The sequence below is a fragment of the Paraburkholderia strydomiana genome (assembly GCF_046030495.1).
Taxonomy (GTDB): domain Bacteria; phylum Pseudomonadota; class Gammaproteobacteria; order Burkholderiales; family Burkholderiaceae; genus Paraburkholderia; species Paraburkholderia strydomiana_A.
In genome coordinates this window covers 242382-254598 of the sequence record NZ_JAQQCJ010000003.1, presented here as the reverse complement: position 1 = coordinate 254598, position 12217 = coordinate 242382, and the positions used below count along the sequence as shown (strand labels likewise).

Genomic DNA, 12217 nt, shown 5'->3' with positions numbered 1-12217 from the left:
GCCATTGTGCCGGCCCAGTCTTGCGCCCCCGTGACACTACGATGTCTTAAATACTTGCGCCACGGGAATTTCTACCAGGGGTCTCAACTCACGGGCACTGAACGCTCTATCGTGTTCGCCGCGAAGTGTACCAGCGTGAATGGTTCGGCTTACATCCGGCTGTCGGTCGCATGCGCGGCGGGTACGGCGACGCACTGCTGCAGGCCGGCTTCGAGGCCAGGACGTGCCGCCTTCAACCGGCACTCTCGCCGTCGCGCTGCCGCGGCATGGGCCGATCCGCCGCATCGCTGCCGGCGGCCGGCGCTTGAGGAGCCTCGTCGAGCGACACCTCCGGCGATGGCGTGCTGACCGCCTTCACTCCATTAGCAATGGCTGGCGCCGCGACGTAGGGGATAAACGCCGCGATCGCCACTACCACGATGAAAGTAAACATGGCCGTCGTACCTCCGGGGATGGACTGCGGGAGTCGAGCGAAGCGGGGTGTTCGCGGGAAAGGATGAGAAAGAGCGATCGCCCGTCATGCGGCGCGGCGCGCGGACGGACATATCGCACGCGCATAGGCGAACGGCGTGCCGATGCATCAGCGACCGCGCGTCCGGCAGCGAGGCCACGCGGCACTTCACACCTTGGCGCGTCACGAACGTGTCATTGATTCTAGAAGCGCCAGTTCGAACGCTAAAGCCCGCTCCCTATATCAATTCGGTCTACGTCTATGATCTGGCGGCCAATGCGTCAGGCGTCATTCATCACACAGCGGCGGTTTCGGCGACCTTGCGCTGCGGCTCGCCGGGCTGATCGCCGCTCGACGCGGTGCGGCGGCTCAGAAACGCAAACGACGCGCACGCCGACAGCAGCGTGATCACGATCAGCACATGCACCAAACGCGTGAACGCCTGCGTGTAGCTCTGCGCCAGATCATGCCGGCTGATTTGCGGCAGGCTCGCGGCCGCTTGCGCAAGATCGCCGGTCGTCAGACGCTGCACCGCTTCGGCGATCTGCTCAGCTGTCACCGTCACCACCGTCAGCCCGGCCCGCGGGGTCTGCGCAATACTATGCGCAACGCTATGCGCGAGGCTCGTCTGCGCGAGGCCGGCGAGAATCGCCGGCTTGCCGCGCTGCCCGACAGGTGGGCTTGCAGTTTTCATTACTAGCCCTTTCCTTGCGTGTGAATCCAGCCAATGCCCGTCAATCGCGCAGCGAAGCGCGTACTTGCCTCGCGCGCGTGGTGCGGCACTCAAGGGGGCTATTCTCGTGGCCGAGTCGGCTCGGATAAAGAGCGTGCGTGTCGTGACTGAGCGGCCTGGGACGCGGCAATCGCGGCGTGACGACCGCATCGGCGGGCAAGACAGCGTGGCGGCGCGCGTACCGATTAGCCTCGTTCGCGCGACGCAGTATTTCCCGCGGACGAATTTATTCCGCCCCGCCCCGCGGTCATACTTCAGGTTGACTTCTGCAGCGGCGCGCGAGGCCGACCGATACCCCGATACCCGCGCGCCCCACCATCACGGAACCCACGGATGCTGAACCGACACGCCATTCGCTCCGGCGCATACCTCGAAAGTTTTGATTCACTGCCGAGCGAGCTGCTCTGGACCCAGGCGCGAATCGACGCTTCGCTCGCGCAAACCTTGCGGCAGCGTCCGCATGCAGACGACGTGTGGGTTTTCGCGTACGGCTCGCTGATGTGGAATCCGATCTCCGACTTCGACAGCCGCCGTATCGCGACGCTGCATGGCTGGCATCGCAGCTTCTGCATCCGGATGATCGCCGGGCGCGGCACGCCGGAGCAGCCGGGACGCATGCTCTCGCTCGAAGCGGGCGGCAGCACGCAAGGCGTTGCACTGCGCCTCCCCGGCGCGACGCTCGAAGAAGAGCTGCGGATACTCTGGATTCGCGAGATGGTGACGGGCGCTTATCGTCCGACGTGGGCCGCGCTCACGCTCGACGACGGCACCCAACTATCGGCGATCGCCTTCGTGGCGGAGCCCGGTGGGTCGCAATACGAAAGCGATGCGCGAGCGTCGGCCATCGCGCCGTCGATGGCCGTGGCCACGGGTCTGTTCGGCACCAACGCCGAGTATGTGTTCAAGCTGCAAAGCGCGTTGGCGGATTGCGGTCTGAACGACCCTTATATCGACGAACTCGCGGCCGAACTGATGGGCCTCGGCAGCGGGCCCGCGTGAGCCGTCAGAAGCGCAAGCCGTTCAGAAACTGAAACCACAGACCGCCGAGGGCGCCGGCCGGATGCGCGTCGGTGGTGGGGTCTTCGCGCTTCGCGTGGCTCGCGTGGTTGGGCTGGCTGGTTTGGCCGGCGCGTTTGCCGGGTACGTCGCGAGCGGCGGCGTCCTTCGCCGCAGCGGCGTCGGCATGACCCGATGCGGTCGCTTCAGCCGCTTCATCCGTATCGCTCGAATGGCTTGCCTCGCTTGCCTCGCTTGCTGCAGCGGCCGCGTCGGTCCTCGCGGCCTCACGGCGCGACGCCTGCAACGCCGCCACGCTGTCCGCGATCTGCGCGGCTCGCCTCGCTTCGCATTGCCGCCCGAGCAACACACCGAACAGCACGTCGCGATTGTGGCCTTCGTCGGCGAAACGGATCGCGACCGAGACCATCTCCGCGTACGCCGCTTCGTCGGCCGCACGCGCCGCCGCCTCGCGCTTTGCCTGCGCCTGCTGCTGGCGCGTGCGCTGTGCTTCCCAGCCGCGCATCTGCTCTGCATAGACCGCGTCGTACACCTTGCGCTGCGCGGCGTCGGAGAGAATTGCGTAGGCGTCCTTGATCTCCTGGAACGCGGCGCGCGCCACTTCCTCGGCGCCGCTATTGCGGTCCGGATGCCACTTCATCGCGGCTTTCCGATAGGCGCGCTTGATTTCGTCATCGGTGGCGTGCGCGTGCACGCCAAGCGTGTCATAAAGGGTTGTCATTGCTTGCTCGACCTCGCCGGGAATCATCGCGGCCCATCGTAGCATGCGAAAAACGCCGCTATCGTGACGCGGCGCGTGCGGGCGCGGCTGCAACGGCACAAAAAAAAGGCCTCGCCACCGTGGTGGCAAGGCCGAGTCCCATGTCAAGGAGTGTCATGGAGGAGACGATTCGATCATAGCCGTGCGTGGCCCGCCCCCAAACAACGGTTCGCCATATGCTTATCTGGCGTGGCCTCACGTGCATTGCGGCGTGCCGCCGGACCGCGCGGTTATATCGTTAGAACAAAAAGTCGCTTAGCCCCGCGTCCCGCGGTCATTAAGATGACACTTCAAAGTCCGGTTCGCCCCGGCCCGTCTGCGTGCAGCCCAGCGCAGGCGTGTCGCGAACCGCTACCGAAGGAGCATTTCGTTGACCCGATTCGATCATCATCGCCGGCCGCTCGTCATCGGCATTGGCGGCACCACGCGCGCGGCATCGTCGACTGAACGCGCGCTCGGCTTCGCCTTGCGCGGCGCCGAAGCCGCGGGCGCGAACACCCGCCTGTTCGGCGGCACGTTCCTGCATAGCCTGCCCCACTACGCGCCGGAACAGCCTAACCGGACCGCCGAACAGCTCGAACTGATCGAAGCCGTGCGCCATGCGGACGCGCTGATCATCGCGACGCCCGGCTATCACGGCGGCGTGTCCGGTCTGGTGAAGAACGCGCTCGACACGCTCGAAGAGTTGCGCGCCGACGAGCGCCCGTATCTGGACGGCCGTGCGGTCGGCTGCATCGTCACCGCTTATGGCTGGCAGGCCGCCGGCTCGGTGCTGACGTCGCTGCGCTCGATCGTCCATGCGCTGCGCGGCTGGCCCACGCCGTTCGGCGCGGGCATCAATACACTGGAAACGCGCTTCGATTCCGTCGACACCTGCTCCGATGCGAAGGTCGTCGAGCAGCTCGCCACAGTCGGCCAGCAGGCCGCGCAATTCGCGCTGGCGTTCAATGCGCATCGCGCCACGGGCCCGCTGCCGTCCACCAGCACGCTCAACGAAGCGCCGCCCGCGCGCCTGCTGCACGCGGTCTGATTCTTCCGATTCCCGGTCCGGCCACCCTTTCTCACGATGCCCGTGACGCCGCGCTCGCGGCCCACGGCATCGGCGTTCCGGCGATCCGTGCGGCACATAACAGACGCTTTCGCCGCCACCCTGATAGTGTGTCCGGACACAGCGATACGATCCGATCCGGGCTCCTGAAGACCGCTCCCGAACCCCGCTGATTTGCTAACGACGAAAGATTGGTTCACCCGCTGCGCAGCGCGCCCTACGCTTGACCCTGTTCGCCCATTCACTGGAGTCGTGGCGAGACGGGTTACGTCCTACGCACTGGTTTCCTTGCAACGCATGCGGGCACACTGACAAGTCGATACCATGAATTCACATATCCGCTACAAGGGTTACGAGGTCGCTCCGGCCGCACAGCTTCTGCCCAACGGGCTGTTCGCCGCCAACCTGACCATCGAAAAAACCTCGGCCAACAACGGGAAAGCGTATTCGTTCGATGCGCTCGATTACTTCTTCGACGAGGAACATGCGCTCGCTTACGCGTTCCGATGGGGACGTATGTGGATCGATAACCATCAATGACGAGGGTCGCGCCGGTCCGCGCACTCAACGGGATTGACGCGGCCGTAGCGATTGCGCCGCGAACCTGACGGCAACGAGCGTCGGTGGCGTAGCCGGCCGGCGCGCGCTTCGCTGCAGTCCCCGGCATCGTCTGTCAGACGGTTGTGCCAGAATAGGCGGCACCACGAATTCGCCTTTCGCGCGCCTGCCATGCCTGATCCATCAGCCGATGTTGTCGAGCACCCACACCCATGCCCGCGGGCATCGTGCCCGCGTGGCGCGCGGCCTGCGGGTTTGCTCTGCGGCGCTGCTGACGCAGGCAGCTGCGCCGCCCTCCCTTCCCGATGAATCCAGACTGTTCGCCAACCCGGCTTTGCGGTCGCTCGCGCGCTTCGCATTGCGTTTTCGCGCCCGCCACGCACACGACAAGGAGACGCGGCCATGCCATGGACCGTCGATGAACAACTCGCGCTGACCGCCACGCAAGCGGTCGCCGCGATCCAGTCCGGGCGCCTCAAGGCCACCGACTACGTCGCCACGCTGCTCGCGCGCGCGGCCTCGCTCTCCAGCCTCAACGCGCTCACCGCGCTCGACCTCGACGGCGCGCTCGCCGCCGCCCAGCGCATCGACGCTTTGCCGGCCCCTGCCAGGGCGCAGTTGCCGCTCGCGGGCCTGCCCATCGTCGTCAAGGACAACATCAACACGGCGGGCTTGCAGACTTCGGCAGGCACGCCCGCGCTCGCAGGCTTCATTCCGAAGGCCAATGCACCGTCCGTGCAACGGCTCGTCGATGCGGGCGCGATCGTACTGGGCAAAGCCAACATGCACGAACTCGCGTTCGGCATCACGAGCACGAATTTCGCCGCGCATGCGGGCCCGGTGCGCAATCCCTACGATCCCTCGCTGATTCCGGGCGGCTCGTCGGGCGGCACCGCCGCGGCGATCGCCGCGCGCATCGCGCCCGCGGGTCTGGGCACCGACACCGGCGGCTCGACCCGCATTCCCGCCGCGTTGACGGGCACCGCCGGGTTTCGTCCGTCGGTCGGCAACGGCGGCGCCGAGCGGCGCTATCACGACCCGAACGCCGTCGTGCCGATCAGCCACACGCGCGACACCGTCGGACCGATGGCGCGCACCGTCGCCGACCTCGCGCTGCTCGACGGCGTGATCAGCGGCTCGGACGCCTTGCCGGCGCTCACGCTGACCGGCCTGCGCATCGGCCTGCCCGTGCCGCTCTGGGAGGGGCTCGAACGACAGGTGGAAGACGTGGCGCGCGCCGCGTTGAACCGGCTCGAAGCGGCGGGCGTCGTGTTCGTGCCGCTCGCGATGGACGAACTGGAGCACCTGAACGGGATGGTCGGCGGCCCGGTTGCGATCCACGAAGCGCTCGACGACGTGCGCGCCTGGCTCGTCGCCAACGACGCCCCGGTGAGCACGGTCGCCGACATGGCGGTGCGCATCGCGAGCCCGGACGTGCGCGCGATCTACGACAGCGTGCTCGCCGATGCGCTAGGCGGCCACTACGCGGCGGCCTTGAACCAGTGGCGGCCGCGCTTGCAGCAGTACATGGCCGCGACGTTCGCCGGCGAGCGCCTCGACGCGCTGCTGTTTCCGACCACGCGTCTCGCCGCCGTGCCGATCGACGAGCTGAGCGGTTCGTCGAGTGTGTCGATCGACGGTGGGCCGTCGATCGACACGATGGAGGCGTTCCTGCGCAATACCGATCCGGCCAGCACGTCCGGCATTCCGGGGCTGTCGCTGCCCGCGGGAATGACCGCGAGCGGCCTGCCGGTCGGCCTCGAACTGGACGGGCCGCTCGGTGCCGACCGGCGCCTGCTTGCGATCGGCGTCGCGTTCGAGGAGGTGCTCGGTCCGGTACCGGCACCTGTGCTTTGAGGCCGCCGGTTGCCCTTTGCCCGTTCGACAGCCCACTCTTCCGAACACATCATCCCAAGTGCCGATGCCAACACCGACACCCACCCGCTTACCCGCCCGCTTATCCACCTCCCCTCAGCGAACCCGATTACGCCATGCCGCGCGGCTGACCGCGGCACTCGCGATTGCCCTCACCGTCGCCGCATGCGCGCGCCTTGCCACCGTCGATTCGAACGCGTTGTGGAAAATCGTCGACATACGCTGCGTGCCGTCGCAGCAGGCCACCGGCACGCCGGGCCAATGCACGCGCGTCGATCTCGACAAACGCTACGTGATCCTGAAGGATATCGTCGGGCGTTCGCAGTATCTGCTGATTCCGACCGATCGCATCACGGGAATCGAAAGTCCACTGATACTCGCGCCGCATGCGCAGGATTACTGGGTCGACGCGTGGGACTCGCGGCATGATGTCGAGCAGTCGGTCAAGCGTACGCTGCCGGACAATCTGCTCGGGCTCGAAATCAACTCCCAAGATCGCCGCTCGCAAAACCAGCTGCATATCCATATCGACTGCCTGCGCCGCGACGTCAGCCTCGCGCTCGGGCGTCACGCGAAAGACGCGCCCGGCCAATGGCATTGGGATACGATCGACGGCAGGCGCTACCGGATCATGCGCGTGACTTCGTTGAGTGAGGCCGGCAATCCTTTTCGCATCGTCGCGCGGGACAATCAGGATGCCGAAGCCATGGCGACGCAAACCATCCTCGTGACGGGCGCGGGGCCGACAGCGGACACCGACGGCTGGCTGATCCTGAACAGCGGCATCGACATCGACAATGGCAGCGGCTCGGCCGAAGGTCTGATGGATCACGCGTGCCGCGTCGCGGATGCGCCGTGAACGGGTGAAAACACGCCGCCGCAAGGCCTCGCCGCCTATGCACGATTGAGCAGATACTTTGCTCGATAAATTGGTTCTGGTAGCGCGTAGGGGTCCGTAGGATCGGTCTGAACCTGCACGATGACCGATCCTGCCCATGGCGATTTATCTCGACGACGCACAACGCAATTCCATCGCCCGGCTGGCAAAAAGCTGGACCTGGCGCACGCAATGGCCCACCTGGGCGCTGATCGTTGTGATCTACGGCGGATGGTTCGGCGTCGTGGCTCATGCGCGCGAACTCGGCCTGCCGTTGACCGCCGGACTGCTGGCGGTATTCGGCGCGTGGTACATGTCGCTGCAGCACGAACTGCTGCATGGGCATCCGACACGCTCGCCGTTCGTCAACGCGTTGCTGGGTTTCGCGCCGCTCGCGGTGTGGTTTCCTTACCGCATCTATCGCGACTCCCATCTTCAGCATCACGACGATCCGCATCTGACGCATCCCGGCATCGATCCCGAGAGCTATTTCGTCAGCCAGCGCGTATGGCAACGTGCGGGATGGACGATTCGCGCGCTGCTGGCTTTCCGCAATACGTTTATCGGCCGGCTGCTGGTCGGGCCCGCGTTCGCTATCGCCGCCACCGGCGTCGAGGCACTCGGCAGGATCAAGCGCGGCGACTGGCGCGACGTGCCGTCGTGGCTCGCGCACTTCGCCGCATTGGCCGCGCTCACGGTGTGGTTGCAGCGCAACTGTGGCATACCGGCGTGGGTTTTCATCGTCGGCGTGGGCTATGGCGCGCTGTCGCTGGGTTCGGTCCGCTCGTTTCATGAGCATCGCACGGCGCACGATCATGCGCATCGCACCGTCGTCAATGAAGCGGCGTGGTGCTGGCGGCTGCTGTTTCTTAACAACAACTACCACGCGGTACATCACGATCTGCCACACGTGCCGTGGTTCGCGCTGAAAAAGATCTACGAAGCGCGGCGCGACGCTTACCTCGATCGCAACGGCGGCTTTCTGGTAAGCGGTTATAGGGAATGGCTGGCGCGCTACGCATGGACGCCGGTCGCTCATGCCGTGCATCCGGCAAACTACCCGCTACCCGACGACACCTGGCTCGATGCGTTGCCGTGGGTCAGGCGCTGGCGAGCGCTGCAACCATCGACCATACCGGCTGATCTTCAGACCGGTGCGCAGTCGCAACGATAGATGCGTCACACCCGGCTTCGCCTGCTCGCTCGATTCATGCGGCCTGCTTCGCACACGAAGCCGCTCACGCGATCAATGGCAACCGATCGCACAACCAAGCGCCCCTAGCGCCCCGACAATGCCCACCCCAGCGCCAAGCCCGAACGTTTCGAGCGAAGTCGCGCAGCCCTGCAGACCACAAGTGCAAACCAGCGTCGCGGCGAATAACCAACGCCGGACCCGCTTGCGCATCACCACCGTGCCGCATTGACTACCGTCATTCATCCTGTCCCCCTCCGTACCGACTGTCCCGAGCAAAGGCGAAATCGCCGCTGCGAGTGTAGCCAGCGCATGCGCGCGAACAACCGACGAATACCGGCCAGAAACAGGCAGCCGCTTACAAAAGCTTGCCGGCAGGTAGTCAATTTCCGCCCAAGTCAGGCCTTGGAATGCCCGCCATTTCACCGCAAATGCCGGTTCTCCCACATACTCAAAACTTACGGCTCGTCATCCTGTTGACTCGGGCGTCGGAGGGAGATCGTCATGTCGGTTTATGTCGATGAAGGGTTCAGGCCCTGTGTGACGGAATGCGCGACGGTCGCGTTCCGGGTGTGCTGCGACGATCGTGCGCAGATTTTCGAAGTCAGCGCCGAAGCGCTCGTCACGTTCTGCGGGGCGGCTAGCAGGCGCAAGGAGGACCTGCTCGTCGCGTTCGAAGACGCCCAACTGGAGATCCTGTCGGTCGCCGCGCAAAAGTGGATCTTCAGACCGACCGAGCCCGTGCGGCTCGGACTCGACGAATTCCGAATGGTCAGACATTAGCCGTGTCAGAATCGCATCATGACCTGGATCGCCGCCCTGCCGATGTATAACGTCACGCCCGCCCTCGACTTCGAGTGGCGCGAGTGGCTCGTCGACGTGCTGCGCCGGGTCAAGCCGGCGTGCCGCATCGTCGAGCCGGACGAGGAATTGCACGGCTTCTGGCGGCGCCCCAACCTGCTGCTCTCGCAAACCTGCGGCTATCCGCTGATGCACGGCCTGCACGAACAGGTTCGCCTGATCGCGACGCCGCGCTTCGACGCGCCAGGCTGCGAGGGCGCGCACTACGCGAGCGTGCTGGTGACGCGGGCGGACGCCCAGTTCGATACGCTCGCGGCCTGCCGCGGCGCGCGCGCCGCCTACAACCAGGACGATTCGAATAGCGGCATGAATGTGTTTCGTCATGCGGTCGCGCCGCTCGCGCGCGCCGGCATGTTCTTCAGCACGGTGCTGCGCACGGGCTCGCATCTCGGTTCGCTGCGGGCCATCGCGGACAATCGCGCGGATGTCGCCGCGGTCGATTGCGTGACCTTCGCCTTCGTCAACGATGTGATGCCCGAGTTGGCGCGGCGGGTTCGCGCGATCGGCATGACGGCGGCGTCGCCGGGTTTGCCGCTGATCGCGTCCGGCACGGTGCCGCCGGCCACCATCGAAGCGCTGCGCGACGCGCTGAACGAAACCCTCGAAGTGCGCCCCGAACGCGCAAAACGCCTGCGTTTGCAGGGCTTTTCCGTTCTACCGCTGACGGACTACGAACGGATCGGGCAGCTTGAAAACGAAGCGCGCGCCGCCGGCTATGCGCGCCTCGCCTGAGCCGCGAAACTACTGCACGTCCAGCACCAGAAGTTGCGCACCGTCGGCGACCTGGTCGCCGACCGCGTAGAGCACTTCCGTCACCGTACCGGCCGCCGGCGCGCCGATCGTGTGCTCCATCTTCATCGCTTCCATCACGAGCAGCGGCGCGCCCTTCTCGACCACGGCGCCCGGTTCGACCAGCACCGCGATCACCTTGCCCGGCATCGGCGCGGTCAGGCGGCCTTCGCCGCCTTCCGCGTCGGCGGCATGCGCGAGCAGGTTCTGCCACTCGAACGCGAGCGCCTCGCCGAGACAAAACACATGGAACGTATCGCCGTCGACGAACACGCGGCCCGTCACACGCGCATCGCCGAGGGTCGCGCGGAATTCGTGCTCGCCCGCCCCGCTCGACCACGAGAAGTCTTCGCGCACGCCTTCGTGTTCGAGCGTCTGCGTGCCGCCGTCGCGGGCGAACGAAACGGTGAACGCGTGTTCGTTGTCACCATGATCGACCTCGCGCCAGCCGAGCGTCTGCGTGTAGCCGCCGTTCAGCCGCCAGTGCGATAAGGCGTCCCACGGCGACGCGCCGTGCGCCGTGCCGCCCTCGCGCGTGAGCAGCGCGGCGCAGGCGAGCGCGAGCGCTTCCTTGAAGGGCTTCCTGTGTGGAGCAAACAGCGCGTCGTGGTGACGCTCGATCAAGCCCGTATCGAGATCGGCGGTAGAGAACGGCTCGCTCGCGACGATGCGTTGCAGGAACTCGACGTTGGTATGCGGGCCGACCACCTCGCACGCACGCAATGCGCGGCTCAGGCGCGCGAGCGCTTCTTCGCGCGTGGCGCCGTGGACGATCAGCTTGGCGATCATCGGGTCGTAGAACGGCGTGATGGTGTCGCCTTCGCGCACGCCGCTATCGATCCGCACCGGCGCCTTACGGCCCGCTGCGCCTGCCCCGGCCGCATCGATCGAGAACTCCACGCCTTCGGGCATGCGCAGGTGCTTGAGCTTGCCCGTCGACGGCAGAAAACCGCGCGCCGGATGCTCCGCATAAATGCGCGCCTCGATCGCGTGACCGTCCAGCTTCAACTGCTGCTGCGTGAGCGGCAGCGGTTCGTCGGCGGCGACGCGCAGTTGCCATTCCACGAGGTCCTGCCCCGTCACCATCTCCGTGACCGGATGCTCGACCTGCAACCGCGTGTTCATTTCCATGAAGTAGAAGTCGCCGCTTCCGGTCATGATGAACTCGACCGTGCCTGCGCCGACGTAATTCACCGCCCGCGCGGCGGCCACCGCAGCCTCGCCCATTGCGCGCTTGATTTCAGCGCTGAGCCCGGGCGCCGGCGCCTCCTCCAGCACTTTCTGATGACGCCGCTGCACCGAGCAATCGCGATCGAACAGATACACCGTGCCGCCGTGACGGTCCGCGAATACCTGCACTTCCACGTGACGCGGCCGCGTCAGATACTTCTCGATCAGCACACGGTCGTTGCCGAAACTGCTCGCGGCCTCGCGCTTGCACGAGGCCAGCGCCGCCGCGAAATCCTCGCTGCGCCCGACCACGCGCATGCCCTTGCCGCCGCCGCCCGCACTGGCTTTGAGCAGCACCGGATAGCCGATCGCATCCGCTTCGCGATGCAGCAGCTGCGGGTCCTGATCGTCACCGTGATAGCCGGGCACGAGCGGCACCGAGGCCGCGTGCATCAGCGCTTTCGCGGCGGCCTTCGAGCCCATTGCGGCGATGGCCGATACCGGCGGTCCGATGAAGACGATGCCGGCCGCCTCGCACGCGTGCGCGAAATCTTCGTTCTCCGACAGAAATCCGTAGCCCGGATGCACCGCCTGCGCGCCGGTTGCCTGAGCCGCTTCGATGATGCGCGCGACCCGCAGATAACTTTCTGCCGCCGTCGAGCCGCCGATGTGCACCGCCTCGTCGCACGCGGCCACGTGTTTCGCGTCGGCGTCCGCGTCGGAATAGACGGCCACGCTCGCGATGCCGAGCCGCTTGCAGGTCGCGGCAACGCGGCAGGCAATCTCGCCACGGTTGGCAATCAGGATCTTGTTGAACATGAATGTCTCGATGAAATGGGCCGTTCGGCGCTGTTGTTCTGATCGGGTCGAGGCGCACTCATGCGCC

General features: G+C 66.1%; 12 protein-coding genes. 8 read left to right on the top strand and 4 right to left on the bottom strand.

Annotated features, from left to right (window positions below; genetic code table 11):
* Positions 1-232 precede the first annotated feature (232 nt).
* Entirely contained in the window at positions 233-433 is a 201-nt protein-coding gene (locus PQQ53_RS06400) for a hypothetical protein (protein ID WP_408323478.1), read from the bottom strand.
* A gap of 313 nt (positions 434-746) precedes the next feature.
* Positions 747-1145: a hypothetical protein gene (locus tag PQQ53_RS06395; RefSeq protein WP_408152100.1), complete on the bottom strand. Its 399-nt coding sequence runs from the start codon at positions 1143-1145 to the stop codon at positions 747-749.
* 372 nt (positions 1146-1517) lie between these two features.
* Between PQQ53_RS06395 and PQQ53_RS06390 the strand changes: the two genes are divergently transcribed.
* A complete protein-coding gene (locus tag PQQ53_RS06390) occupies positions 1518-2183 on the top strand; it encodes a gamma-glutamylcyclotransferase (protein WP_408323477.1) in 666 nt (221 codons plus the stop codon).
* A 4-nt stretch (positions 2184-2187) separates the two neighbouring features.
* Here the strand turns inward: PQQ53_RS06390 and PQQ53_RS06385 are convergent, their stop codons facing one another.
* Positions 2188-2922, bottom strand: a complete 735-nt coding sequence (locus PQQ53_RS06385) for a J domain-containing protein (protein WP_408323476.1) — start codon at positions 2920-2922, stop codon at positions 2188-2190.
* Positions 2923-3331: 409 nt separating this feature from the next.
* Here PQQ53_RS06385 and PQQ53_RS06380 point away from each other — a divergent pair, with 409 nt between their 5' ends.
* The 7 genes from PQQ53_RS06380 (at position 3332) to PQQ53_RS06350 (ending at position 10104) form a co-directional block, all read left to right on the top strand.
* Positions 3332-3991 carry an NADPH-dependent FMN reductase gene (locus PQQ53_RS06380; RefSeq protein WP_408152098.1) on the top strand — a complete coding sequence of 220 codons (660 nt, stop codon included), beginning with the start codon at positions 3332-3334 and terminating at the stop codon, positions 3989-3991.
* Positions 3992-4333: 342 nt separating this feature from the next.
* Complete coding sequence (locus tag PQQ53_RS06375; protein ID WP_175159099.1) at positions 4334-4549, top strand: transcriptional regulator; 216 nt, start codon at positions 4334-4336, stop codon at positions 4547-4549.
* A gap of 420 nt (positions 4550-4969) precedes the next feature.
* Positions 4970-6424, top strand: coding sequence for an indoleacetamide hydrolase (gene iaaH, locus PQQ53_RS06370; protein ID WP_408323475.1), 1455 nt, complete (start codon positions 4970-4972; stop codon positions 6422-6424).
* 64 nt (positions 6425-6488) lie between these two features.
* The gene (locus tag PQQ53_RS06365) at positions 6489-7301 is read left to right on the top strand and encodes a CDP-diacylglycerol diphosphatase (RefSeq protein ID WP_408323473.1); all 813 of its coding nucleotides are present in this window, start codon (positions 6489-6491) and stop codon (positions 7299-7301) included.
* 136 nt (positions 7302-7437) lie between these two features.
* Positions 7438-8493, top strand: coding sequence for a fatty acid desaturase (locus tag PQQ53_RS06360; RefSeq protein ID WP_408323472.1), 1056 nt, complete (start codon positions 7438-7440; stop codon positions 8491-8493).
* A gap of 522 nt (positions 8494-9015) precedes the next feature.
* Entirely contained in the window at positions 9016-9294 is a 279-nt protein-coding gene (locus PQQ53_RS06355; RefSeq protein ID WP_408138762.1) for a DUF1488 family protein, read from the top strand.
* An 18-nt stretch (positions 9295-9312) separates the two neighbouring features.
* A complete protein-coding gene (locus tag PQQ53_RS06350) occupies positions 9313-10104 on the top strand; it encodes a phosphate/phosphite/phosphonate ABC transporter substrate-binding protein (RefSeq protein WP_408138764.1) in 792 nt (263 codons plus the stop codon).
* 9 nt (positions 10105-10113) lie between these two features.
* Here the strand turns inward: PQQ53_RS06350 and PQQ53_RS06345 are convergent, their stop codons facing one another.
* Complete coding sequence (locus tag PQQ53_RS06345; protein WP_408323471.1) at positions 10114-12150, bottom strand: acetyl/propionyl/methylcrotonyl-CoA carboxylase subunit alpha; 2037 nt, start codon at positions 12148-12150, stop codon at positions 10114-10116.
* Positions 12151-12217: the final 67 nt, after the last annotated feature.

Excerpts from the sequence above, each read along its gene's own strand:
- PQQ53_RS06350 (WP_408138764.1), top strand. The coding sequence starts at position 9,313 with ATGACCTGGATCGCCGCCCTGCCGATGTATAACGTCACGCCCGCCCTC.
- PQQ53_RS06345 (WP_408323471.1), bottom strand. The coding sequence starts at position 12,150 with ATGTTCAACAAGATCCTGATTGCCAACCGTGGCGAGATTGCCTGCCGC.
- PQQ53_RS06400 (WP_408323478.1), bottom strand. The coding sequence starts at position 433 with ATGTTTACTTTCATCGTGGTAGTGGCGATCGCGGCGTTTATCCCCTAC.
- PQQ53_RS06360 (WP_408323472.1), top strand. The coding sequence starts at position 7,438 with ATGGCGATTTATCTCGACGACGCACAACGCAATTCCATCGCCCGGCTG.
- PQQ53_RS06385 (WP_408323476.1), bottom strand. The coding sequence starts at position 2,922 with ATGACAACCCTTTATGACACGCTTGGCGTGCACGCGCACGCCACCGAT.
- PQQ53_RS06375 (WP_175159099.1), top strand. The coding sequence starts at position 4,334 with ATGAATTCACATATCCGCTACAAGGGTTACGAGGTCGCTCCGGCCGCA.
- iaaH (WP_408323475.1), top strand. The coding sequence starts at position 4,970 with ATGCCATGGACCGTCGATGAACAACTCGCGCTGACCGCCACGCAAGCG.
- PQQ53_RS06365 (WP_408323473.1), top strand. The coding sequence starts at position 6,489 with ATGCCAACACCGACACCCACCCGCTTACCCGCCCGCTTATCCACCTCC.
- PQQ53_RS06390 (WP_408323477.1), top strand. The coding sequence starts at position 1,518 with ATGCTGAACCGACACGCCATTCGCTCCGGCGCATACCTCGAAAGTTTT.
- PQQ53_RS06395 (WP_408152100.1), bottom strand. The coding sequence starts at position 1,145 with ATGAAAACTGCAAGCCCACCTGTCGGGCAGCGCGGCAAGCCGGCGATT.
- PQQ53_RS06355 (WP_408138762.1), top strand. The coding sequence starts at position 9,016 with ATGTCGGTTTATGTCGATGAAGGGTTCAGGCCCTGTGTGACGGAATGC.